Here is a 24,167-nt window from a genome sequence, read left to right as displayed (position 1 = left end):
CGCAACACATAACTGGAAGGGAAACATCGCCATGAAGTCACGTGCAGCCGTTGCCTGGGAAGCAAAAAAGCCGCTCACCATCGAAACCGTCGAAATCGGCGGGCCGCGGGCTGGTGAAGTGCTGGTCGAAATCATGGCGACCGGCGTGTGCCATACCGATGCTTACACGCTTTCGGGCCTCGATTCCGAAGGCAAGTTCCCGGCCATTCTCGGCCATGAAGGTGCGGGCATTGTGCGCGAAGTGGGCGCAGGCGTAACCTCCGTCAAGCCGGGCGACCATGTCATTCCGCTTTACACGCCCGAATGCCGCCAGTGCAAAACCTGCCTGTCGCAGCGCTCCAACCTCTGCACCTCGATCCGCGCCACGCAAGGTCAGGGCCTTATGCCCGACAAGACCACGCGTTTCTCCTGCGATGGCGGCGAAGTATTCCATTATATGGGCTGCTCGACCTTCTCGAACTTTACCGTTCTGCCGGAAATCGCCGTCGCCAAGGTGCGTGAAGACGCGCCATTCGACAAGATCTGCTATATCGGCTGTGGTGTGACGACGGGCATCGGTGCCGTGATCTACACGGCAAAAGTCCGTCCGGGTTCCAATGTCGTGGTGTTCGGGCTTGGCGGCATCGGCCTCAATGTCATTCAGGGTGCGCGCATGGTTGGCGCCGACAAGATCATCGGCGTCGATATCAATCCGGCCAAGGTCGAAATGGCGAAGAAGTTCGGCATGACCGATTTCATCAACCCGCGCGAGATCGGCAATGACAAGGTGGTGCAGGCCATTCAGGACCTGACCGATGGCGGCGCGGACTACTCCTTCGACGCCACCGGCAATACCGATGTCATGCGGCAGGCACTGGAATGCTGCCATCGCGGCTGGGGTGAATCGATCATCATCGGTGTAGCCGAAGCTGGCAAGGAAATCGCCACGCGCCCCTTCCAGCTCGTTACCGGACGTGTATGGAAAGGTACGGCATTTGGCGGCGCACGCGGTCGCACCGACGTGCCGAAGATTGTGGACTGGTACATGGAAGGTAAGATCAATATCGACGATCTCATCACCCACACAATGCCGCTCGATGAAATCAATACCGCCTTCGATCTCATGCACGAAGGCAAGTCCATCCGTTCGGTGATTGTCTACTGATGATTGAAAAACCTCTCATTTCCCAGTGGGATGAAATCGACAAGCTGACCCCGCGCGCACTTTATGCAATGCTGAAGCTGCGCGTGGACGTCTTTGTGGTCGAACAGAAATGTCCCTATCCGGAGATTGATGGCAAGGACTTCGAGGCGTTTCACCTGCGCATTCTCGATGGCGAGGAGCTTGCAGCGAGCCTGCGGGTTCTGCCGCCGGAACAGGATGGAAAACCGGTGAAAATCGGACGTGTCGTCGTGGCGCCGGATTATCGCGGCTACAAGCTCGGCCAGCGCCTGATGAAAGAGGCCATCGAATTTGCGCATGCCCGTTTTCCGGGTACGGCCATCGAGCTTGGCGGACAAAGTCATTTGCAGAAATTCTATGGCTCGTTCGGCTTCTTGGCGATTTCCGAAGAATATCTCGAAGATGGCATTCCGCACGTGGATATGCGTTTGGAACCAAGGGAAACCGTTGTCTGATGTTTCTGCTTCGCCGCCATATGTCGTTCTATCTTGGCGCCCTCGGCGGCGCAGGGGCCTTTATCATCGCCTGGCTGTTCGACAGTCCGCTTGCACCGGTAATCGGAGCGGACACGTTCTTCGTGCTTTATCTGGTGCTGGCATTTGCGGCCATTCCGAAGCTCACGCCAGCCTTCTTGAAGAAGCACGCGGCGAGCGCCGATGAGCCGGTCTGGATCATCTTTCTGGTGACGTTCGCAACCGTCATCGTCGCGGTGGCCTCGCTGTTCATCCTGCTCAACCGGCAACCGAAGGCAGATGCATTGGCGCTGGTGGCGACGCTCGCATCGGTGCCGCTCGGCTGGGCGACCATTCACATGATGACCGCCATTCACTATGCCCATGCCTTTTGGCAGCCGCAGGAATCCGCCGGCGATGACAACGGCCACGCCAGCCGGCATCGGGGCGGTTTCGACTTTCCCGGCACGCCGGAACCGTCAGGCTGGGACTTCGCCTATTTCGCCTATGTCATCGGCATGACCGCGCAAACGTCCGATACCGGCGTCACCACCACCGCCATGCGGCGGCTGACACTGATGCACAGCGTGGTATCCTATTTCTTCAACACCATTCTCGTCGCGGCGGCAGTCAATGCCGCCGTCGCGCTCGGCAGCTGAAGCGGCCCGATCCGCGCGCAAAATCAGGAACTGGAACTCTTATGACAACGACACTGGAAACGATCTCGACCGCAAAGAGTTTTGGTGGAACGCAGGGTGTCTATCGCCATAAAAGCGAGACCTGCCAGTGCGACATGACCTTTGCCGTCTTTCTGCCGCCACAGGCTGAACACGGCCCCGTGCCGGTGCTCTGGTATCTCTCCGGTCTGACCTGCACCCATCAAAACGTGATGGACAAGGGCGAATATCGGCAATTGGCCGCAGAACTCGGAATTGCCGTCATTTGCCCAGATACAAGTCCGCGTGGCGATGACGTTCCAGACGAACCGGATAACTGGCAATTCGGCAAGGGCGCAGGCTTTTATCTCGATGCGACCCAGGAACCCTTCGCCCATAATTATCAGATGTACAGCTACATAACCGGAGAGCTAACCGATCTGGTGGGACGAGAATTCCCGCTCGACATGACGCGGCAGGCAATCACCGGCCACTCCATGGGCGGTCATGGCGCGCTGACCCTTGCGTTGAAAAACCCGGACCGGTTCAAATCAGCATCGGCTTTCGCGCCCATCGTGCAGCCCTCGACTGCCGGTTGGTCGAAACCGGCGCTGGAAAAATTTCTCGGACCGGAAGAGCGGGCATGGCGCGCTTATGATGCGACGCTTCTGATCGAGGACGGCTACAAGTTCCCGGAATTTCTGGTCGATCAGGGCACTGCCGACGGCTTTCTCGACGAAGGCTTGCGCCCGTGGTTGCTGGAAGAAGCCTGCAAGAAGGCTGGCATTCCCCTCAAGCTCAACATGCGCGAAGGTTATGACCATTCCTATTTTTTCATCTCGACCTTCATGGGCGATCATCTCCGCTGGCATGCGGAGCGTTTGAAGCGATAGTCAACGCCTCACCACTTTCATCGGCAGACCGCCTTGCGGCTGGGTGGTGAGTTTCTGCACCGGCCACGGCCTCGTCGTTTCCAGCACCTCGAAACGACGGCCATCAAGCAGTATGGCCAGAGCGATAACCGCTTCCTGCAAGGCAAAGCTCGCGCCGATGCAGACGCGCGGGCCTGCACCAAATGGCAAGTACTGAAAACGGTCCAGTTTCTCGCGGTTTTCGGGCCAGAAACGTTCCGGCATGAAAGCATCCGGCCGATCCCAATAGAGCCGGTGACGATGGATGACCCACGGCATGACCAGCACAGTCGCGCCCTTGGGAATCCTCAGGTCGTCATATGTGTCGTCGGTTGCAGCCTCGCGGTTGATCGAAGGTGCTGGCGGATAAAGCCGCATTGCCTCCTCAAAGGCCGCACGCGTGAAAGGCAGCGACGCCAGCCATTCCTGCGGCGGCAGATCGCGCCCGCCCTTTGCGAAGAAATCATCGATCTCTGCTTCGATACGTTCACGCTCGCGCGGTGCCTTGGCGAGCAGATAGAGCGTCCAGCCGAGTGCGCGGGCGGTCGTCTCGTGGCCAGCGCCAATGAAGGTGATAATGTTGTCCTCGATCTCGGAGCGGCCTAGTCCCTCCGGCCCTTCAGCCCGCAAAAGCAGGGTAAGGAAGTCGCTCGGCACATCTTCACCCTTGTCCATGCGGGCTTTGCGGAGCGCGATGGTGTTTGAGACCAGTTCGCGGAAGAAACCCAGCGATTGCTGTCCGCGCAACCGCGTGAAGCGCGGCAGCCAGTCGGGCAACCCCAGAAGATCGAACGGATCGACCCGCCCCATGGTCTCGAAAAGCCTGTCGATCTGATGAGCAAAATCGTTTGGATCACCCGCGATCTCGCCGGAAAACAGTGTTTCGGCGAGAATATCGTAGGTAAGCAACGTCATGTCATGCGCGACATCGGTGATCGTGCCGGGCGTCCTGTATCGCTCGACGAACTGGCGAGACCGGTCGCGCATGGTCTCGGCAAAACCGCCGATATGACGCGGCGTGAAAACCGGCGCCATGGCTTTTCGCGACCGTTTCCACACCTGGCCCTCCGCCGTCAAAAGACCGTCGCGCAACAAGGGGCGCAGCACGCGCTGGCGGATGGCAGACATGGGATAGTTGGCGGCATTGTCGACCAGCACATGCCGGATCAAGCCCGGATCGTTGGCGATGATGGTTTTCATGCCGAACCAGCTGACGGAAATCCAGCGCTCGTTATAGGAAGGCTCGCCCCAAAGCTCGAGCGGGTTCTTGTAGACAACCCGCATCATCTCGAAACGCCCCACCGGCTTTTCGCGGGGGCGCGGCGCAGGCGGCACGAATGGTCCAGGTCTGTCGCTCATGACGTCCGTAATTTCCATCAAGCGTTCCTTTCGTCATAAAACAAGAACGCCCCCGTCAAACCGGATATAAGCGTCAATTGTGGCGGTTCCAGAAGCCGTGCAGCGCCCGGATCGCCCTCATACGGACAGGCTGCCGGAATCCCCGGCAAATTTACTGCCAAAATTTGGAAAAAACGCCGTTAGCACCTATATTAAAGCCATGTTTGTCGCGTGATTCGACATATCTTTGAAGCTGCATTCGCAGCGCGTTTTTCGAAAGATTTTCATGAGCGAGATGCCCGAGATGAATTCCGAAGCCCCCGCCGAGTATGGCGCGGATTCCATTCGTGTTCTGAAAGGTCTGGATGCGGTTCGCAAGCGTCCCGGCATGTATATCGGTGACACGGATGACGGCTCCGGCCTGCATCATATGGTCTACGAGGTCGTGGACAATGCAATCGATGAAGCGCTGGCGGGACACGCCACGCTTGTCACCGTCACCCTGAATGCCGATGGGTCCTGCACCGTGACCGATAACGGTCGCGGCATCCCCACCGACATCCACAAGGAAGAAGGCGTTTCGGCGGCCGAGGTCATCATGACCCAGCTCCATGCCGGTGGCAAGTTCGACCAGAATTCCTACAAGGTTTCCGGTGGTCTGCACGGTGTTGGCGTGTCGGTGGTCAACGCGCTGTCGATCTGGCTGAAACTGAAGATTCGCCGCGCCGGCAAGATTCATGAGATGAGCTTTACGCACGGTGTTGCCGATGCTCCGCTCGTGGTGACAGGCGATGCAGGTGGTGAAACCGGTACGGAAGTAAGCTTCCTGCCTTCGCCTGAAACCTTCTCCATGGTCGAGTTCGACTTCGACACGCTGGAACGCCGCCTGCGCGAGCTCGCCTTCCTCAATTCCGGCGTGCGCATCAAGCTCGCCGACCGCCGCCATGCCGACGTGGTGGAGCATGAGCTGCACTATGACGGCGGTCTTGTGGAATTCGTGAAGTATATCGACCAGAGCAAGAAATCGCTTCTGGAAGAGCCGATCTATATCCGCAGCGAAAAAGACGGCATGACCGTTGAAGTCGCCATGTGGTGGAACGATTCCTACCACGAAAAGGTACTGTGCTTCACCAACAACATTCCGCAGCGCGATGGCGGCACCCACCTGGCCGGTTTCCGCGGCGCGCTGACCCGTCAGGTGACGGGCTATGCCGACGCTTCGGGCATGACCAAGAAGGAAAAGGTGACGCTCACCGGCGATGACTGCCGCGAAGGACTCACCGCCGTTCTTTCGGTGAAAGTGCCCGACCCGAAGTTCTCATCGCAAACCAAGGATAAACTCGTTTCCTCGGAAGTTCGCCCGGTCGTGGAAAGCCTCGTCAATGAAGCGCTTTCGACTTGGCTGGAAGAACATCCGGCTGGCGGCAAGGTCGTGGTCGAGAAGGTCATTCAGGCAGCCGCTGCCCGTGAAGCCGCTCGCAAGGCACGTGACATCACCCGCAAGAGCAATCTGAGCGTGACGTCGCTGCCCGGCAAGCTTGCCGACTGTCAGGAACGCGATCCGGCCAAGTCCGAAATCTTCATCGTCGAGGGTGACTCGGCAGGCGGTTCCGCCAAGAGCGGCCGTTCCCGCCAGAACCAGGCCATCCTGCCGCTGCGCGGCAAGATCCTCAATGTGGAGCGCGTCCGCTTCGACCGCATGATCTCTTCTGATCAGGTCGGCACGCTGATTACCGCGCTCGGCACGTCGATCGGCAAGGATGAAACGCACGGCTTCAACCCGGACAAGCTGCGCTATCACAAGATCATCATCATGACCGACGCTGACGTCGATGGCGCGCATATTCGCACATTGCTGTTGACCTTCTTCTTCCGTCAGATGCCGGAACTGATCGAGCGCGGCCATATCTATATCGCGCAGCCGCCGCTCTATAAGGTGTCACGCGGCAAGTCCTCGCAATACATCAAGAACGAAGCCGCTTTCGAGGATTTCCTCATCGAGACCGGTCTTGAGGAAGCCACACTTGAAATGGCCAGCGGCGAAGTTCGCGCCGGGCCGGACCTGCGTTCGGTGGTGGAAGATGCGCGCACCATGCGCCAGCTTCTGTCCGGTCTTCACACCCGCTATGACCGTCGCGTGGTGGAGCAGGCGGCGATTGCCGGCCTGCTCAACCCGGATGCCTCGAAAGACAATGCAACCGCGCAACGTTCCGCCGATATTGTTGCAAAGCGTCTCGACATGATTTCGGAAGAAACCGAGCGTGGCTGGACGGCCCATGTGACGGAAGATGGCGGCTATCGTTTCGAGCGCATGGTGCGCGGCGTGAAGGACATTGCCATTCTCGACATGGCCTTGCTCGGTTCTGCCGATGCCCGCCAGATCGACCGTGTGGCTGCACGCCTGTCGGAAGTCTTTGCCGAACCGCCCGTGCTGCGCCGCAAGGACAAGGCGGAGACGCTTTCCGGCCCGATGGCCCTGCTCGATGCGATCTTCGCGACGGGTCGCAAGGGTCTGACCCTGCAGCGCTATAAAGGCCTGGGCGAAATGAACGCCGAACAGCTTTGGGAAACCACACTCGATCCGAACGTGCGTTCGCTGCTGCAAGTCAAGGTTACGGATGCGACCGACGCGGATTCCCTCTTCTCGCGCCTGATGGGTGACGAAGTAGAACCGCGCCGTGAATTCATCCAGGAAAACGCGCTGAGCGTTGCCAATCTGGACGTTTGATGAAGAAGGCAACGGCGCGTCGAGCACCGTTGCCTTGATCTTATTGACTGTCTTTCTTGCTCGACACGAGTGGAAAGCTGGATAGCGGCAAACTATGCAACGCCGCGCTGAGCAGGATAGCCAGTCCGCCGAGATAGCTGCGGACGCTTAGATGTTCCCCAAGGACGCCGGCGGCGAGAGCTGCGCTCCAGATCGGCTCGAGGGTGTAGAGAAAAGCCGTCGTGACCGGCGGCACATAACGCTGAAAGATGATCGAGATCGCCGTGGGAATAACCGTCGTCCCTATCCCGACATAGCACGTGGTCCAGTACATTGACGGCGCTTGGTTCAGCAGGAGCCTTCCGCTGCCGATAACCAGCACGAGAATGCTGCCATAAGCAGCCATGGTCAGCAGTTCGGATGCAAAAATGGTCCATACATCCGCATCACTGTCCCGCGTTACCCGCTCGGCAACGTAGATATAGCTGGTATAGGCCACGGCGCCCAGCAGAGCGATGAAGTTGCCGGCAAATCGATTCCCAAAAGCTGGCAAGACGGACAAGACACCGATTGCTGCAACGATACCGACAAGCCATGTCTTCCTGTCCGCCTCGCCCCCCAGAAACAGCCATGCAAATGCAACCGCCAATAGTCCGTTCAAGGCAGGAAAAATTGCGGTTTCCGTCGCGGTGGTCAGGTAGAGTGCTGCTGCACTTAGCAACACCACCGCATAAAGACTCGTCCCCGCGATCATGCCCCGCAGCAAATTGCGCAGCGTGATACGGCGTAACAGGCAGGCGAGGATGAGGACACCCACCGGAACCGTCCAGAGCAGTTCGAGGGTTGAGAACAGGAGCGGATCGGTTTCGACAATTCCCGGCTTGGCTACGGTATAGAACGACGCCCATAGAATGGGGTTGATTGCGAAAGCAAGGAGTGCGATCCGGCGCATCAACAGCACATTCCCTTAGAACGCCGCGCATTCGTGGTGCGTTCGAATGAAACCACGGCGCCCCTCAAATCCGGTAGGCAAAATCGCCATATACATACCGCCCTATTGGCTATGCAACCTTGCCGAAAAGCGCAAATAGAATAACAATATATTTTGAAATAATAACACCAGACCATATTCAAATATATGCCAATTTATTGATGACTATATTATATACTTCAAAAATTTTTGGCTCCACTATATAGCAACATACCAAATGATAATTTATTCAATTTATAATTGTTCTACCAATATGATTTAAATCTACTAAATTCGAATGATGCAAACTGAATTGGAGTTTCCTTTCAAATATATACTACACACTAATATCTTAAGACCAATCTTCAAGGATACAATCGTGACGTACTTGAAATTGCTGCTTACTGCGTGCGCACTGCTTATTGCCTTGGTACCTGTAAAGGCCGGAAGCAACGAAGGAGTTGGCGTCGAGAAACTTGATGTGACCGATCCGGTTGCGCAACGACCAATGGACGCTGTTGCGTTCTTTCCCAGTTCCTTGCCGACCGGGGAGACCTCAATTGGCCCTTATCAAGTTGCTGCATCCAAATTGGGTAAAATCGGGGAAAGCCGCTATCCCGTGATAGTAATCTCGCATGGTAGCGCCGGGAGCATGTGGAGCCATCACGACCTTGCATCCGTTCTTGCCCGTAAAGGCAATATCGTTATCAGTGTTACACACCCGGGCGATAATTTTCGGGATACAAGCCAAGTCGGCGCTGTCAGTAGTATTTATGGCAGGCCCGCGCAGATAACGGCAGTTTTGAACGCTGCGCTCAAAAGTGAGATGCTCGCTCCGCATGTCGATTCGAACCGAATTGGTTTCATCGGATTCTCTGCAGGGGGTACTACAGGGCTCATCCTCGCCGGAGCAAAACCGACTTTTTCTCGCCTTGAAAGTTATTGTACCCAGCGTCCTGATGACCGGCATGTGTGCGAAGCACAGGGAAAAATCAGAAACGACCGGCCTGAGCTTGCACCTTCGCTTGATCCGCGCATTCGGTCTCTGGTCTTGCTTGCGCCTTTCAGCGTCATATTCCCGCCGGAAGATTTGAAGCGAATCTCTGTTCCAGCGCTTATATTCGTTGGAAGCGAGGACAAAGAACTGTCACCTTCCGACAACGCAATTGCTCTTGCCCATGAGCTGGCCTCCAAAACAGCACTGGAGGTTATTTCGAACGCCGGGCATTTCACATTTCTTGCCCCTTGCTCGTCACAACTGACGCAGTCCGCACCAGAACTGTGCATCGACAATCCAAAGATCAACCGCTTCGCGCTTCACCAGAAGATCAATGCGGAAATAGCAGGTTTCTTCAACCGAACGCTTGGTACACTTTGAGTCGTCAATTGCATAATTCGGGCAGAGCGTTTCTCAATTCACAACAGGAGAAACGCTCCATCCGGTCAATCACTCGCCGCGGCGCTTCTTGCTGTAACCGCCGCCTTCGGGCTTTTTACCACCCTTTTTGAAGCCGTCTTTCTTGAAGTCGTCTCCGCGGGAGAAATCACGCGGCTTGTCCCACTTGTCGCCCTTCGAGCGGTCGCCTTTATAGCCATCGCTCTTGTAGCCGTCGCGGAAGCCGCCTTCCTTGAACTTGTCGCCACGGGGCTTGAAACCGCCCTTGCCTTCGCGCGGAGCAGCATCGCCGCCTGCACCTGCAACCGCAGTGCGGATCACGAGACCCTTTTCGCCCGTGCCGCGTTCTTCGACCGAACGGCGGAACTCATCAGCCTTCGAGGCTGTGATTTCGAAGCGGGTTTCATTGTCGAAAATCTTGATCGAGCCGACGTCGCGCTTCGACACATCGCCCGCCTTGCAGATGAGCGGCAGCAGCCACTTCGGATCGGCGCGATGCTTGCGGCCGGCGGAAACCGAGAACCACACGCCATCAAACGATGCATTGCGGTCAAAACGTTCGCCCGGCTCGCCACGTTCACGGCGTTCGCCGCGCTCAAAGCGGTCGCCCCGATCACCACGGTCGGAACGTTCGCGCGGCTTCTTGCCGCCAACCGGATGCACCGGCGCGTCGGAAACTTCTTCGGCTGCCGGATAGGAAGCAACTTCGCGGTTGAGGAAAGCGGCGGCGATCTGCTCCGGCGTGTAACGCTCGGTCAGCGCCTTCAGAAGATCCTGATATTCTTCTTCAACCGGCTGGTTGAAGACTTCCGCATTCAAGATGCGCTCGTTGGTCTTGGCCTGAACCGCAGCGATGCTTGGGGCGGAAATGGTCTGCGCATCGAGCTTGGCCATATGCAGGAGACGTTCCGCGGTACGGCGGCGCGAGAATGGCACGACGAGCACACAGGTGCCCTTGCGACCGGCACGGCCCGTACGGCCTGAACGGTGCAGCATCGTTTCAGGATTGTTGGGCAGATCGGCGTGAATAACCAGATCAAGGTTCGGCAGATCGATGCCACGCGCGGCAACGTCGGTTGCAACGCAGACGCGGGCGCGGCCATCGCGCATGGCCTGAAGCGCGTTGTTGCGTTCGGCCTGGCTCAGCTCGCCCGACAACGCAACCACGGCAAAGCCGCGATTGGAAAGTCGGCTTGCCATATGCTTCACTGCTTCGCGGGTCGAGCAGAAAATGATCGAGTTCTGGCTGTCGTAATAGAGCAGCGTGTTGATGATCGCGTGGTCGCGCTCATGCGGCGGCACCGGCATGGCGACATAGTCGATGTCGGCGTGCTGGCTGGTTTCGCTCTGGACGGTAATGCGCAGCGCGTCGTTCTGGAAGCGCTTGGCAAGCTGGGCAATCGGCTTAGGCACGGTCGCCGAGAACATCAGCGTGCGGCGGTCTTCCGGCGCTTCGCCGAGGATGAATTCGAGATCCTCGCGAAAGCCCATGTCGAGCATTTCGTCGGCTTCGTCGAGAACGACGGCACGCAGTTCCGACATGTCGAGTGCATCGCGGGTGATATGATCGCGCAGGCGTCCGGGCGTGCCGACAACGATATGGGCGCCACGTTCCAGCGCACGACGCTCGGTGCGGATATCCATGCCGCCAACGCAGGATGCGATGCGCGCGCCGGTATCGGCATAGAGCCATTCCAGCTCGCGACGAACCTGAAGCGCCAGTTCACGCGTTGGCGCGATGATCATGGCAAGCGGCGCGCCGGCATCGCCGAAACGCAGTTCGTCTTCGAGGATGGTGTTGGCCATTGCAAGGCCGAATGCGACTGTCTTGCCCGATCCGGTCTGGGCGGAAACGAGAAGGTCGACATCGAGCGTTTCAGGAGCCAGAACAGCGTTTTGGACGGCGGTGAGCGTATTATAACCGCGAGCGGCTAATGCTCCGGACAGAGCCGGAGCGATGGTTTCGGGCAAAGACATGAACCACTTTCACGAAAAAAGCTTCTCAAGCCGTATACCCATTGGTCGCGAACCACTTGTCCACGACTCCCCTGACGACCACCGAAGCAACAGAATTAATGCTTCCCTATAGGGTTGGGCCGCTCAGGTCAACCGGCCAAACCTCAATGCGCCTCATCCCAGTTATGCGCTGCGCGCGCATCGACATGCAGCGGCACCGCAAGCGAGACGGCAGGCATCGCCGCATTCTCCATAATGTGACGAACCACCGGAATGGTTTTTTCGACTTCGTTTTCAGGCACTTCGAAGATCAATTCGTCGTGCACCTGCAACAGCATGCGGGCAGCGAGCTTTTCCTGCGCCAATGCGTCTTCCATGCGGATCATGGCGCGGCGGATAATATCGGCGGCAGAGCCTTGGATCGGCGCATTGATGGCGGCGCGCTCGTTGAAGGCGCGTATCTGCGGATTGGACGCCCTGATATCCGGGTAATGCGCACGGCGGCCGAAAATGGTTTCGACATAGCCATGCTCACGCGCGAATGCCTTGGTCGCTTCCATATAATCCTTGATGCCGGGGAAGCGCTCGAAATAGGTGCGGATATATTGCCCCGCTTCCTCGCGCGGGATGGAAAGCTGGTTCGCCAGGCCGAAGGCGGAAATGCCGTAGATGATGCCGAAATTGATCGCCTTGGCGCGGCGGCGCACCTCCGACGGCATGCCTTCCACCGGCACGCCGAACATTTCGGATGCCGTCATGGCGTGAATGTCGATGCCGTCGGCAAACGCCTGTTTCAATTGTGGAATATCAGCAACATGCGCGAGAACGCGCAATTCGATCTGGCTGTAATCGGCCGAAATCAGCTTGTTGCCGGGTTCGGCGATGAAAGCGGTCCTGATCTTGCGTCCTTCGGCGGTGCGCACCGGAATGTTCTGCAGGTTCGGATCGGATGAGGAGAGGCGCCCCGTCGATGTGGACGCCATCGCATAGCATGTATGAACGCGCTTGGTTTCAGTGTTGATGAAACCCGGCAGCGCATCGGTATAGGTGGATTTGAGCTTGGTGAGCTGCCGCCAGTCCACGATCTTGCGCGGCAGCGGATGGCCTTCAGCGGCAAGGTCTTCCAGCACCTGCGCGGAGGTCGACCACTGACCGGTCTTGGTCTTGGATGCACCGGGCAAGCCCATCTTGCCAAAGAGAATGTCGCCAAGCTGCTTCGGCGAACCGATGGTGAATTTCTCGCCCGCAAGCTCGTAAATCTCGTCTTCATAGGCAGCGGCGGCCTGCGCCAGATCGCCGGAAAGACGCGAAAGCACCTGCCGGTCAACGGAAATGCCGCGTTCCTCCATCCGCGCCAGCACATCGATCAGCGGGCGCTCCAGACGTTCATAAACCGACATCAGCCCTTCCGCCGCAAGGCGCGGCTTCAACACCTGCCAAAGCCGCAGCGTGACATCGGCGTCCTCCGCTGCATAGGCCGTTGCACGGTCTATATCCACCATGTCGAATGTAACGGCACTCTTGCCGCTGCCCGCCACATCCTTATAGGCAATCGGCGTGTGACCAAGCCAGCGTTCGGACAGCGGGTCCATGCCGTGGCTGCCGGTGCCTGCGTCCAGCACATAGGAGATCAGCATCGTATCGTCGAACGACACGGTGTTGATCCCATAGCGTCGCATGACCAGCCAGTCATATTTCATGTTCTGCGCGATCTTGAGGACCGAAGCGTCTTCAAGCACCGTCTTCAAGGCGGCCAGTGCCTCGCCCAGCGGAATCTGCCCCTCGACCATCCCGCCGCCCAGAAGATCACCCGCACCGGATTTGTGCTGGAGCGGAATGTAAGCGGCTTTGCCCGGCGCCAGCGCCAGCGAAAACCCGACCAGCTCCGCCTGCATCGGATCGACCGAAGTGGTTTCCGTGTCGAAGGCCAGGAGGCCGGTTTCCACGGCTTCAGCAAGCCAAAGCTTCAATGTGGCGATATCGCGAATGCAGGTATAGGCGCCGGTATCGATCTTTTGCGCACGCGCCGCTTCCGTACGCTTTTCGGCAAGCGCTGTCGGTCTGTAGCCGGTTTCCGTTGCGGAAACGGTCACCGTTGCCGTCACGGCCACGACCGTCACTTCGCCATCCGCCTTGGACGGGACATCCATGTCCGGCCCGTGAAGGTCAGCCGTCGATGCGTCGGCACCCCAGTTGGTTTCCACATGGCTCGGCTCGACCGAAGAAGCGTCCGTATCAGTCGCCTCGGCCACCCGGCGGATAAGCGAGGTGAATTCCATGGCTTTGAGGAAGCCGATCAGTTTCGGCCCGTTCTGCGGCTCCAGCACAAGTCCGTCCAGATCGACGTCCAGCGGCACGTCGTTCTTCAGCGTCACAAGCTCGCGCGCGATCTTGGTCTGGTCGGCAAAGGCCAGAATATTCTCGCGGCGTTTGTTCTGCTTGATTTCCGACGCTCGGGCCAGAAGCGTGTCGAGATCGCCGAATTCCTCCAGCAATTGCGCCGCCGTCTTGGGGCCAATGCCGGGAATCCCCGGCACATTGTCGGTGCTGTCGCCGGTCAGCGATTGAAGGTCGATCATCTTTTCCGGCGGGACGCCCCATTTTTCGATCACTTCGGGGATCGAAATCTGCTTGTCCTTCATGCTGTCATACATGGACACGCTTGGCGTCACGAGCTGCATGAGGTCCTTGTCGGAAGAAACAATGGTGACATCGCCGCCTGCTTCTTCCGCCAGTCGCGCATAGGTCGCGATCAGGTCGTCGGCCTCGAAACCTTCCTTCTCGATGCAGGGCAGGTTGAAGGCGCGTGTTGCCTGGCGGATCAGGCCGAACTGAGGGATCAGGTCTTCCGGCGGCGCGGTGCGATTGGCTTTGTAATCGGGATAAAGCTCATTGCGGAAGGTCTTCGACGAATAGTCGAAAATGACCGCGAAATGGGTCGGCACCACGCCCACATCCGTATTGCGCGCATCCTTCAGGAGCTTCCACAACATGTTGCAGAAGCCCGAGACGGCGCCGACCGGCAGACCGTCCGTCTTGCGGGTCAGCGGTGGCAGGGCATGATAGGCGCGGAAAATGTAGCCCGAGCCGTCAACGAGAAAGAGATGATCGCCTTTTTTCATAAGGTAGAATTAGAGGAAAGCTGCGGCAAAGGAAACCGCTCCCGTGTCAGGAGAAACAACCGTCCACGTGAAAGAAACCAATCACGTCGCGATAACACGTTTGTTACAGATTTGTAATCTTCCGCGCCCTTGAATAGCCACAGTTGAAAGGCCAAATCCAGGTCATCGACAGTTCGTCGGTCGCCGGTTTTCTGACCCGTCCCCCGTTGGATGCCGGATGTTAGCGGCAGCCTCATTCCCCTCTCCGGGCTGCCGCTTTGAGTGTAGTGATATGGCCGTTACGGTAACCCCCTCACCGTAACGGCCAATTCATTTTTCGGAGAACGGCTTTCCTTCAAATTGGGTTTCTTCTTGACGACGCTGGTTGTAGTGTGCCGCCAGTTTACGTTACGACTCGTCAGGAAATTTTCATGTCCCAGCAATCGTCCACGCCATCGCTCGACAAAGTCCTCGCCCATCTCGACAACAATCTCGACAAGAGCCTCGATCGCCTGTTCGATCTCCTGCGGATCAAGTCGATTTCAACCGATCCGGCTTTCAAGGCCGACTGCCGCAAGGCTGCGGAGTGGCTGGTCGAGGATTTGAAGACGATCGGCTTCGATGCAAGCGTGCGCGACACGCCCGGCCACCCGATGGTGGTCGCCCATCACGAAGGCGCCACACCCGATGCGCAGCATGTTCTGTTCTACGGGCATTATGACGTGCAGCCGGTCGACCCGCTCAATCTGTGGGAAAACGATCCCTTCGATCCGGCCATCAAGGACCTTGGCAATGGCCGCAAGATTCTGACCGGACGCGGCACATCCGACGACAAGGGCCAGCTCATGACCTTTGTGGAAGCCTGCCGGGCTTATAAGGCAGTGAATGGCAATCTGCCGGTCAAGGTTACGCTTCTGTTTGAAGGCGAGGAAGAATCCGGTTCGCCATCGCTGAAGCCTTTCCTCGATGCCAACAAAGAAGAATTGAAGGCCGATGTGGCGCTTGTCTGCGATACGGCCATGTGGGATGCGGAAACGCCCGCCATCAGCGTCGGCCTGCGCGGCCTCGTCGGCGAAGAAATCGTCATCAAGGCGGCCGATCGCGACCTGCATTCCGGTTTCTTCGGCGGTGCCGCGGCGAACCCGATCCATATCCTGACCAAGATTCTGGCCGACCTGCACGACGAAACCGGGCGCGTGACGGTGCCTGACTTCTACGACGGCGTGGAAGAAACCCCGACGCAGATCCTGAAGTCCTGGGAAAGCCTTGGCCGCACGGCGGAAAATTTTCTCGGCCCGATTGGCCTTTCCATCCCCTCCGGCGAAAAAGGCCGCAGCGTGCTGGAACTGACATGGGCGCGCCCGACGGCGGAAGTCAACGGCATCACCGGCGGCTATACCGGCGAAGGCTTCAAGACCGTCATCGCAGCAGAAGCTTCCGCCAAGGTTTCGTTCCGCCTCGTCCACAAACAGGACCCGGTCAAAATCCGCGAAGCCTTCCGCGCTTTCGTCGAGGAACGCGTTCCTGCCGACTGCTCGGTCGAGTTCCATCCGCATGGCGGCTCCCCGGCCATCCAGTTGCCCTATGACTCCCCGCTTGTTTCCAAGGCCAAGGATGCGCTTTCCGACGAATGGCCGAAGCCAGCCGTGCTGATCGCCATGGGCGGCTCGATCCCGATTGTCGGCGATTTCGACAAGTTCCTCGGCATGGAGTCGCTGCTGGTGGGCTTTGGTCTCGAAGATGACCGCATCCATTCGCCCAACGAAAAATACGAGCTGAACTCCTTCCACAAAGGCCAGCGCTCTTGGGCCCGCATTATGGCGGCTATCGCCGCGAAGTAAGGACAACTGAATGACAATTCGTTTTCATAAAAACGATCTGCCGAATCTCGACAATTATCAGGTCGATGCGGTGGCAATCGATACCGAAACGCTGGGTCTGAACCCGCATCGCGACCGGCTTTGCGTGGTGCAGATTTCGCCCGGCGACGGCACGGCGGACGTGATCCAGATCGAGGCGGGCCAGAAGAAGGCCCCCAATCTGGTCAAGCTTCTGAAAGACCGGTCCATCACCAAGATCTTTCATTTCGGCCGCTTCGACCTCGCCGTGCTCGCGCATGCTTTCGGGACCATGCCGCAGCCCGTGTTCTGCACCAAGATCGCATCGAAGCTCACCCGCACCTATACGGACCGTCACGGCCTGAAGGAGCTTTGCAACGAGCTTCTCGACGTTTCGATTTCCAAGCAGCAGCAATCGTCGGACTGGGCCGCGGAAACGCTGTCAGCCGCGCAGCTCGAATATGCAGCTTCCGACGTGCTTTACCTGCATCGCCTGAAAGCCGTGCTTGAGCAGCGGCTTGAGCGCGATGGCCGTACCAAGCAGGCCGAAGCCTGCTTCAAGTTCCTGCCGACGCGCTCGGAACTCGATCTTATGGGCTGGCCGGAAGACGATATTTTCGCGCATTCCTGAGGAAGATCAAACGGCGGCGACAGCCGCCGTTTTCTTTTGCGGTTCGCTGTCGATATAGGCCCAGGCCGGGCGGCGGAACAGAAACTGTCCGTAACCGCTCCACTGGATGAGACTGTAAAGAATGACGGGGCCAATGACGCCGCTTGCCGTCGTCAGAAGGGAGACGGTGCCGATGTCGCCCACGCCGAACTTCAGCAGCAAAGTGCGGGCGACAGCCATCGGCAGGAAGAAAGCCAGGTAGACGACGATCGAGTGCGCACCGAGCCAGCTCAAACCTCTATGCAGCCAGTTTCCGGCTGGCAGGAGACTTAGAAGCGACGAAATGGAAATGATCGCCAACGCGCCGACCAGCCCCAGCAGAAGCGAAATAACGGGCAGATCGCTGACTGCGCCGCGCCCGTCCAGAAGGTCGCTTGCGGGCGATATCAGCGCGGCGAGGCTTTCGGGCACCGGCATGAAAACCAGCTTGTATTCGACAAATCCCCATACCAGCAATCCGGCAATGCCGATGAGCGAACGCTGGCGCAGCCAGTCTGCGACCCGGAAAATGGCGGGAGCAAAGGCATAGCCCGCATAGAAATAGACGAACCGCGAGCAGAATTCGTCCACCATGACCCAGCCCGTGTGGATCGGCAGGATTTCCAGTAAGGCCAGCACCGTAAAGGTCACGCCAACCGGCACACGCTTCAACAGTCGCGTAGCGATGAAGAAAACGGGCAGGATATAGATAAACCAGAGCGTGCCGAACGGCTCTATGAAAGCCATCAGATAGGCCTGCACCACGCCTGAAATTCCGGCTTCGCTGGCGATGCCCGGCGCCTTGAATGCAAACTGGATCGTCAGCCAGAGGATATAGAAATAGAGAAAGTGCACCACCTTGCGGTCGAGATAGCGTCGCCACGGCCTGTCGATGACGAGACCGAGGAACAGGCCTGAAATCATGAAGAAATCCGGCATGCGGAAGGGCTTGGCGAAGGCCACGACATAATGCATCCAGCCATGCGCACCGGCAGCCTTCTCAACGCCGAGCGTGGAGTGCATCATAACCACGAAGATAATGCAGATGCCCTTGGCAATATCGACCCAGTCGACCCGCGCATTCATGCCCTTTGTGTCCTGCATTTCCGGTTCCCCCGCAAGTTCGGCTGCATTCTATAACGCGAACGGCGGGAGAATTACATCCCGAAGAACTTCCGCCCGCCTTTGCCCTATTGCGCCCGCCTGTCATCAAGACTCTTCATGAAGCGATCACAGGATCGTGTACTGCCCGGACGACATTCCTCTTGCTGTGTCCCGTTTGCTACAGACTTTTGACAGCAATCGCTTATATTAACTCCAAGTATTGGTTCTGAGACTTTCCTTCAGGAGGTTTATCATGAAGCTCAAGGCCCTTCTTCTTGCATCGACTGTCGCCCTCGTGGCAGCTACTGGCGCAAAGGCTGCTGACGCCGTCATCGAACAGGAACCAGCTCCTGTCGTGGTCGCTCCGTCCTTCACCTGGACCGGCGCCTATATCGGTGGCCAGATCGGCTACGGCTGGGGCAAGTCGAATTTCGATGGCGATGTATTCAGCTATGGCAATGTCAAGCCGGATGGTTTCCTCGGTGGCGTCTATGCCGGTTATAACTTCGATCTCGGCAACAATGTCGTTCTCGGTATCGACGGCGACGTGACCTATAACGACGTTTCCAAGGGTATTGATGTATTTGACGGCGACCTCGCAGTCGGCGATTTCGAAACCAAGCTTCGCTGGTCCGGCGCCGTTCGCGCCCGCGTCGGCTATGCGGTTGACCGCTTCATGCCGTACATCGCCGGTGGTGTGGCCTTCGGCAACATCAAGAACAGCGGCAGCATCGACGGTGTTGGCAGCTTCTCCGAAAGCAAGACGCTTACCGGCTGGACCGCAGGTGCGGGCGTGGATTACGCCGCGACCGATAACCTGATCGTTCGCCTTGAATATCGCTACACCGACTACGGCGACAAGGACATCGATTTCGGCGGCCTGAACATCAATCAGGATTTCAAGACCAACGAAGTCCGCCTCGGCGTCGCATACAAGTTCTGATTTCTGCTGAACGATACAGACCAAGGCCCCGCAATGCGGGGCCTTTTTATTTTCGGGCTATTACGAAAAGTTGAATAACGCCGGACAAATGACCGATGTATAAATGCTTTTTCTAACGCAATAATATTAGAATCTAATAAATAGATAACAACTAATTACAGGCATATCAACAGCAAACCTTTTCATGTTGCCCTTTTGCTACATACATCTACAGCAAAAGGACCTATATATCCGGAAGATATTCACTGACATATATTTAAAAGGATCTTTCCATGAATCTTAAAGTGATTCTTAGCGCATCCCTTATCGCAATCGCCGCCAGCAGCAGTGCCTTCGCAGCAGATGCGATTGTTTCGGAGGAACCTGTTCCGTTCGTAGCGCCGGTCTTCTCGTGGGGCGGCGCCTATATCGGCGGTGAAATCGGCTGGGGCTGGGGTCGCGGCAAGCTGGACGGCGACGCGGATAACTATGCTGAGTTCAAGCCGAACGGCTTTCTCGGCGGTGTCTATGCCGGCTACAACTTCGATCTGGGCAATAATGTCATTCTCGGTGTCGACGGCAACTTCGACTATAATGACCTGAAGGAATCGCAGGACTACCTCAGTGGCGGTGTTCGCCCGGTTCAGACCTCGCTTGAATCGAAACTGGAATGGTCGGGTGCGGTGCGCGCACGCGCCGGTTATGCAATTGACCGCTTCATGCCTTACATCGCCGGCGGTGTAGCTTTCGGCCATGTCAAGAATTCGGTCATCATCGGCGGCAGCACCAGCTACAGCGACAGCCAGACGCTGACCGGCTGGACCGCAGGCGCCGGTATCGACTATGCAGCGACCGACAATATCACTCTGCGCCTGGAATATCGTTATACCGATTTCGGCAACAAGGATTTCGGGGTGGACGACTTCAGCACCCGCGGCTCGTTCAAAACCAACGATATCCGCCTCGGCATCGCCTACAAGTTCTAGGCCTTTCAAGCGCCTATGATCGAGAAAGGCTCCGCCCCGGCGGAGCCTTTTTTGTGCATGGACGATTTACGTCCCTTTAAACTGCCGCATTTACCCTGCACCGCATTAGGCCCTTATTTGCTTTTGCGGCACAAAATCCCGTAAAGCACGCAAACATTGTTCAAAGCGACCGGTCCGCATCACAATTGGGACCGGCAAACGGGCGGGCGGCTCCAGACTGACATGGCATCGCGTGACGATAAAAACCGGCGCATCGAACCTTCCTTCGGTGGCGAAGAGAAACAAGACGATGAGGTTTTTCGCGTCGACGAGGAGGACCGCATGGCTCGCTCGCAGCAGCGCCGACGCAGGCAATCGAATGACCAGGCACCGCGCCCTTCGCGCCGGTCCAAGAAAAAGCCGCGCGGCTTCTTCGGTTTTTTGCGCCGCTCGATCTACTGGTGCCTGGTGCTGGGCCTTTGGGGCGGCATCGCCTTTGCAGGATTGCTCGTCTATTTTGCCGCCAAGATGCCGCCGACGACCGACTGGGCCATCCCGGATCGACCGCCGAATGTGCGCATCGTCGATGTCAACGGCAACCTGATCGCTAATCGGGGTACGACCGGCGGCGAGGCCGTGGGCTTGCACGAAATGTCGCCTTTTATCCCGAAGGCCGTCATAGCCATCGAAGACCGCCGCTTCTATTCGCATTTCGGCATCGACCCAATCGGCCTTGCCCGTGCGGTGGTCACCAATGTCGTTTCCGGCCGCGCCGTTCAGGGCGGATCGACCCTTACCCAGCAGCTTGCCAAGAACCTGTTTCTCTCGCCCGACCGCACGCTTGAGCGCAAGGTGCAGGAAGTCATGCTCGCATTGTGGCTGGAGCACAAATACACCAAGGACCAGATTCTGGAGATGTATCTAAACCGGGTTTATCTCGGTTCCGGCGCTTTCGGCGTCGATGCAGCCTCGCGGCGTTATTTCAACAAGTCCGCCAAGGACGTGAACCTGATGGAAGCGGCGACGCTCGCCGGTCTTTTGAAGGCTCCGTCGCGCCTGTCGCCTGCCCGCGATCCAGAAGCCGCCGCCGCGCGCGCCAAGCTGGTGCTGGGCGCGATGCGTGAGGAAGGCATGATCGACGACAGCCAGATGGCTATCGCCGAAAGCGAACCGCCGACGCGGGCGCCATCCTACTGGCAGGGTTCGGAAAACTATGTCGCTGACAAGGTCGTGGCCGCGCTCCCCGAACTGATTGGCGAGGCCAAGGACGACATCACCGTTCAGACCACCATCGACCTCAACCTGCAACGCGCAGGCGAAGAAGCGATCAAGGATCAGATTTCCCAGAACGGCAAAAAGATGAACGCGAGCCAGGGCGCGCTTGTATCCATCGACAGCACCGGCGCGGTCCGCGCCATGGTCGGTGGCGTCGATTATGCCACGAGCCAGTTCGACCGTGTAACGGACGCCCGCCGTCAGCCCGCCTCCTCTTTCAAGCCCTTCGTCTATCTGACGGCGCTTGAACAGGGCCGCACGCCGGACTCTGTGCGCAACGATGCGCCGGTCCGCATCGGCAAATGGACGCCGAGCAACGATAACGGCAAATATATGGGACAGGTGACGCTGGCGACCGCACTTTCTCACTCATTGAACTCCGTCGCCGCACAGCTCGTCATGGAAGTCGGCCCGCAGACCGTGATCGACACGGCGCACCGGCTCGGCGTGCAGTCCAAACTCGAAGCCAATGCCTCGCTGGCGCTCGGCACATCGGAAGTGACATTGCTGGAACTGACCGATGCCTATGTGCCATTTGCCAATGGCGGCTATCGCGCGCCGGTCTATTTCATAACCAGGGTAACGGATTCGAACGACAAGGTTCTTTACCAGAAGGAAGACGGCGTCGGACCGCGCGTTATTGACGAGCGCAATGTCGGCATGATGAATGCGATGCTGCGGCGCACGGTGGAGGATGGGACGGCAAAGCGCGCGGCCTTTGGCTGGCCAGCCGCGGGCAAGACCGGCACCAGCCAGAATTTCCGCGATGCATGGTTTGTCGGCTATACTGCCAACCTCACGACCGGCGTGTGGTTCGGCAATGACGATGGCAAGGGCATGAAGCGCGTGTTCGGCGCGACCTTGCCGGTCGCGGCCTGGAAAAGCTTCATGAAGGAAGCGCATAAGGGCGTGCCGATCGCCGAGCTTCCCGGCCATTACGACATTCAGAACATCGTTCCCGGCGGCAGCGACGGCATCGACCCGAATGCGCCTTACGATCCAAACATGATGCCGCAGGATTCCTATGGCAATCAGCCGATGGCTGCCAATGGTGACGACGGATACTGGCCGCCGGCACCGGATTCGCCAGTCCGCAGCACTATCCAGCAGCCGGGCCAGACGGGACGCCCGCTTGCAGAACAACCCGGCGTTTCAGCATATCCTGCCAATGCCAATGATGATTACCGTCCGTTGCCCCCCGGCGATGTGGGCGGCGGACAACCGCAACAATCTGGAAAATCCACGACATTGCTCGATATCATAATGGGGAACTCGCAATAAACCTTAGCAACAAAAGTCATTTTAAAAGGAAGGCAGAGAATGAATAGTTCATCAAAACCGGTCTGCCGGATCGTCCGTCCCGGAAACACTTATTCCGGGAAACAGGGCCTTGATTATTTTGAAGGCATTGCAGCTGAAACTGTCGGGTCGGAAGGCATTTGCATGCATCTTCTGACCATCCCGCCGGGTGCCCGCGCCAAGGCCCATCTTCATGCTTCACACGAAACAGCGATTTATGCGCTTTCCGGCGAAACGCATTGCTGGTTCGGCGACAAGCTTGGGGAGCATGTCATCGTTCGCGAAGGGGAGATGTTCTACATTCCGGCAGGCGTCCCGCATCTCCCCGCCAATCTCGGCGACAAGCCCGCGACAGCCATAATAGCGCGAACCGATCCAAACGAGCAGGAAAGCGTCGTCCTGTTGCCGGAGCTGGAGCAGTACGTGCCGCTTTGAGCGGGAAACGGCAAGGTTGAAGCCGATCCGGGCAAACCTCACGGAAACTGCCCTTAGGCCAATTCCCGGTGAAGTGCCCCCATCGGGAATTGGTTAAAACCGTTGGGCGTCTCTCACTTTTTAGAATGCGCTCTAATTCCCCTCGAAATCTTGAGCGGCTTGGTCTATTCAAGATCGGAGAGCGAGGTTTCCATGTCCCAAGTCACCAAAGCAGACGTTGCCGGTTCCGATACTCCCACAGCAGATACCGAACGCAAGACACTGGTCCTGACCGGCGCCAGTCGCGGTATCGGTCACGCGACAGTGAAGCGCTTTTCGCGTGCTGGATGGCGTGTCATCACCTGCTCGCGACAGGATTTTTCCGACAATTGCCCGTGGCCGGCCGGCCCCGAAGACCACATCAAGGTGGACCTTGCCGATCAGGAAGATGTGGGCAAGGCAATCGCCGAAATCCGCCGCCGTCTCGAAGCCAATGGCAGCAAGCTGCATGCACTGGTCAACAATGCGGGCATTTCGCCAAAGGCCGAAGGCGGTCGCCGCATGAATTCCATCGAAACGCCGATGGCGGTCTGGCGTGACGTGTTTCAGGTGAACTTCATGGCGCCGATCATGCTGGCGCGTGGTCTCTTCAAGGAACTGGAAGCGGCGCAGGGCTCGGTGGTCAATGTGACCTCGATAGCGGGCAGCCGCGTGCATCCCTTCGCCGGAACCGCCTATGCGACGTCGAAGGCCGCACTTGCGGCGCTGACCCGTGAGATGGCATCCGACTTCGGTCCCTATGGCATTCGCGTCAACGCCATCGCACCCGGAGAAATCGATACGGCGATCCTTTCACCGGGCACCGACAAGCTGGTGGAGCAGCTTCCGATGCGCCGCCTCGGCAAAACATCGGAAGTGGCGGAAACCATCTACTTCCTTTGCTCCGAAGCTTCGTCCTATGTGACCGGCTCGGAAATTCATATCAATGGCGGCCAGCACGTCTGATCCTCAAACGAAGCGCGGAGATTGAAATTCTCCGCGCTTTTGTGCTT

Annotated in this window: 18 protein-coding genes; 13 read left to right on the top strand and 5 right to left on the bottom strand. The window is 58.0% G+C overall.

The window, feature by feature from the left end:
- Positions 1–31: 31 nt before the first annotated feature.
- Genes J9800_RS11075 through fghA form a run of 4 tightly spaced genes read left to right on the top strand, consistent with a single transcriptional unit; the run spans position 32 to position 3,163 of the window.
- On the top strand, positions 32–1,144 hold the full coding sequence (locus tag J9800_RS11075; protein WP_104757119.1) for an S-(hydroxymethyl)glutathione dehydrogenase/class III alcohol dehydrogenase: 1,113 nt from the start codon (positions 32–34) through the stop codon (positions 1,142–1,144).
- Positions 1,144–1,617, top strand: coding sequence for a GNAT family N-acetyltransferase (locus J9800_RS11070; protein WP_114214305.1), 474 nt, complete (start codon positions 1,144–1,146; stop codon positions 1,615–1,617). The genes J9800_RS11075 and J9800_RS11070 overlap by 1 nt, the downstream gene beginning before the upstream one ends.
- On the top strand, positions 1,617–2,273 hold the full coding sequence (locus J9800_RS11065; protein WP_114214306.1) for a DUF1345 domain-containing protein: 657 nt from the start codon (positions 1,617–1,619) through the stop codon (positions 2,271–2,273). Before J9800_RS11070 ends, J9800_RS11065 begins: the two co-directional genes overlap by 1 nt.
- A 53-nt stretch (positions 2,274–2,326) precedes the next feature.
- Entirely contained in the window at positions 2,327–3,163 is an 837-nt protein-coding gene (gene fghA / locus J9800_RS11060) for an S-formylglutathione hydrolase (protein WP_114214631.1), read from the top strand.
- On the opposite strand, the gene J9800_RS11055 is transcribed toward fghA, so the two are convergent.
- Positions 3,164–4,540, bottom strand: coding sequence for a cytochrome P450 (locus J9800_RS11055; RefSeq protein WP_114214632.1), 1,377 nt, complete (start codon positions 4,538–4,540; stop codon positions 3,164–3,166).
- Between the two features lie 265 nt (positions 4,541–4,805).
- On the opposite strand from J9800_RS11055, the gene gyrB reads away from it, so the two are divergent.
- Positions 4,806–7,247 (top strand): DNA topoisomerase (ATP-hydrolyzing) subunit B, encoded by a 2,442-nt coding sequence (gene gyrB, locus J9800_RS11050; RefSeq protein ID WP_210845718.1) that lies wholly within the window; start codon positions 4,806–4,808, stop codon positions 7,245–7,247.
- A 40-nt stretch (positions 7,248–7,287) separates the two neighbouring features.
- On the opposite strand, the gene J9800_RS11045 is transcribed toward gyrB, so the two are convergent.
- Positions 7,288–8,178, bottom strand: coding sequence for a DMT family transporter (locus J9800_RS11045; protein ID WP_114214307.1), 891 nt, complete (start codon positions 8,176–8,178; stop codon positions 7,288–7,290).
- Between the two features lie 397 nt (positions 8,179–8,575).
- Here J9800_RS11045 and J9800_RS11040 point away from each other — a divergent pair, with 397 nt between their 5' ends.
- Positions 8,576–9,574: an alpha/beta hydrolase family protein gene (locus tag J9800_RS11040; RefSeq protein WP_162792607.1), complete on the top strand. Its 999-nt coding sequence runs from the start codon at positions 8,576–8,578 to the stop codon at positions 9,572–9,574.
- A 69-nt stretch (positions 9,575–9,643) separates the two neighbouring features.
- On the opposite strand, the gene J9800_RS11035 is transcribed toward J9800_RS11040, so the two are convergent.
- Both J9800_RS11035 and polA read right to left on the bottom strand, forming a co-directional pair.
- Entirely contained in the window at positions 9,644–11,569 is a 1,926-nt protein-coding gene (locus J9800_RS11035; protein WP_112592268.1) for a DEAD/DEAH box helicase, read from the bottom strand.
- Positions 11,570–11,712: 143 nt separating this feature from the next.
- Positions 11,713–14,670, bottom strand: coding sequence for a DNA polymerase I (gene polA, locus J9800_RS11030; RefSeq protein ID WP_210845714.1), 2,958 nt, complete (start codon positions 14,668–14,670; stop codon positions 11,713–11,715).
- 410 nt (positions 14,671–15,080) lie between these two features.
- Between polA and J9800_RS11025 the strand changes: the two genes are divergently transcribed.
- Positions 15,081–16,490, top strand: a complete 1,410-nt coding sequence (locus tag J9800_RS11025) for a dipeptidase (RefSeq protein ID WP_210845712.1) — start codon at positions 15,081–15,083, stop codon at positions 16,488–16,490.
- A 10-nt stretch (positions 16,491–16,500) separates the two neighbouring features.
- Complete coding sequence (locus tag J9800_RS11020; RefSeq protein WP_112592263.1) at positions 16,501–17,118, top strand: ribonuclease D; 618 nt, start codon at positions 16,501–16,503, stop codon at positions 17,116–17,118.
- Between the two features lie 6 nt (positions 17,119–17,124).
- Here the strand turns inward: J9800_RS11020 and J9800_RS11015 are convergent, their stop codons facing one another.
- Entirely contained in the window at positions 17,125–18,240 is a 1,116-nt protein-coding gene (locus J9800_RS11015; protein ID WP_210845710.1) for an acyltransferase family protein, read from the bottom strand.
- A gap of 253 nt (positions 18,241–18,493) precedes the next feature.
- On the opposite strand from J9800_RS11015, the gene J9800_RS11010 reads away from it, so the two are divergent.
- The 5 genes from J9800_RS11010 (at position 18,494) to J9800_RS10990 (ending at position 24,120) form a co-directional block, all read left to right on the top strand.
- Complete coding sequence (locus J9800_RS11010) at positions 18,494–19,183, top strand: outer membrane protein (protein ID WP_114214313.1); 690 nt, start codon at positions 18,494–18,496, stop codon at positions 19,181–19,183.
- 272 nt (positions 19,184–19,455) lie between these two features.
- Positions 19,456–20,148 (top strand): outer membrane protein, encoded by a 693-nt coding sequence (locus J9800_RS11005; protein ID WP_114214314.1) that lies wholly within the window; start codon positions 19,456–19,458, stop codon positions 20,146–20,148.
- Between the two features lie 222 nt (positions 20,149–20,370).
- The gene (locus J9800_RS11000; RefSeq protein ID WP_114214315.1) at positions 20,371–22,683 is read left to right on the top strand and encodes a transglycosylase domain-containing protein; all 2,313 of its coding nucleotides are present in this window, start codon (positions 20,371–20,373) and stop codon (positions 22,681–22,683) included.
- Positions 22,684–22,722: 39 nt separating this feature from the next.
- Positions 22,723–23,136, top strand: a complete 414-nt coding sequence (locus J9800_RS10995; RefSeq protein ID WP_114214316.1) for a cupin domain-containing protein — start codon at positions 22,723–22,725, stop codon at positions 23,134–23,136.
- Positions 23,137–23,328: 192 nt separating this feature from the next.
- The gene (locus J9800_RS10990; RefSeq protein WP_112592254.1) at positions 23,329–24,120 is read left to right on the top strand and encodes an SDR family NAD(P)-dependent oxidoreductase; all 792 of its coding nucleotides are present in this window, start codon (positions 23,329–23,331) and stop codon (positions 24,118–24,120) included.
- Positions 24,121–24,167 lie beyond the last annotated feature (47 nt).

This window comes from Ochrobactrum sp. AP1BH01-1, from assembly GCF_018066705.1.
GTDB lineage: Bacteria > Pseudomonadota > Alphaproteobacteria > Rhizobiales > Rhizobiaceae > Brucella.
This window is presented reverse-complemented; position numbering and strand designations above follow the sequence as displayed.

What these genes read in the sequence shown, in the direction of transcription:
- J9800_RS11075 (WP_104757119.1), top strand. Translation starts at nt 32, where the DNA reads ATGAAGTCACGTGCAGCCGTTGCCTGGGAAGCAAAAAAGCCGCTCACC.
- J9800_RS11070 (WP_114214305.1), top strand. Translation starts at nt 1,144, where the DNA reads ATGATTGAAAAACCTCTCATTTCCCAGTGGGATGAAATCGACAAGCTG.
- J9800_RS11065 (WP_114214306.1), top strand. Translation starts at nt 1,617, where the DNA reads ATGTTTCTGCTTCGCCGCCATATGTCGTTCTATCTTGGCGCCCTCGGC.
- J9800_RS11055 (WP_114214632.1), bottom strand. Translation starts at nt 4,540, where the DNA reads ATGAGCGACAGACCTGGACCATTCGTGCCGCCTGCGCCGCGCCCCCGC.
- gyrB (WP_210845718.1), top strand. Translation starts at nt 4,806, where the DNA reads ATGAGCGAGATGCCCGAGATGAATTCCGAAGCCCCCGCCGAGTATGGC.
- J9800_RS11045 (WP_114214307.1), bottom strand. Translation starts at nt 8,178, where the DNA reads ATGCGCCGGATCGCACTCCTTGCTTTCGCAATCAACCCCATTCTATGG.
- J9800_RS11035 (WP_112592268.1), bottom strand. Translation starts at nt 11,569, where the DNA reads ATGTCTTTGCCCGAAACCATCGCTCCGGCTCTGTCCGGAGCATTAGCC.
- polA (WP_210845714.1), bottom strand. Translation starts at nt 14,670, where the DNA reads ATGAAAAAAGGCGATCATCTCTTTCTCGTTGACGGCTCGGGCTACATT.
- J9800_RS11025 (WP_210845712.1), top strand. Translation starts at nt 15,081, where the DNA reads ATGTCCCAGCAATCGTCCACGCCATCGCTCGACAAAGTCCTCGCCCAT.
- J9800_RS11020 (WP_112592263.1), top strand. Translation starts at nt 16,501, where the DNA reads ATGACAATTCGTTTTCATAAAAACGATCTGCCGAATCTCGACAATTAT.
- J9800_RS11015 (WP_210845710.1), bottom strand. Translation starts at nt 18,240, where the DNA reads ATGCAGGACACAAAGGGCATGAATGCGCGGGTCGACTGGGTCGATATT.
- J9800_RS11010 (WP_114214313.1), top strand. Translation starts at nt 18,494, where the DNA reads ATGAAGCTCAAGGCCCTTCTTCTTGCATCGACTGTCGCCCTCGTGGCA.
- J9800_RS11005 (WP_114214314.1), top strand. Translation starts at nt 19,456, where the DNA reads ATGAATCTTAAAGTGATTCTTAGCGCATCCCTTATCGCAATCGCCGCC.
- J9800_RS11000 (WP_114214315.1), top strand. Translation starts at nt 20,371, where the DNA reads ATGGCATCGCGTGACGATAAAAACCGGCGCATCGAACCTTCCTTCGGT.
- J9800_RS10995 (WP_114214316.1), top strand. Translation starts at nt 22,723, where the DNA reads ATGAATAGTTCATCAAAACCGGTCTGCCGGATCGTCCGTCCCGGAAAC.
- J9800_RS10990 (WP_112592254.1), top strand. Translation starts at nt 23,329, where the DNA reads ATGTCCCAAGTCACCAAAGCAGACGTTGCCGGTTCCGATACTCCCACA.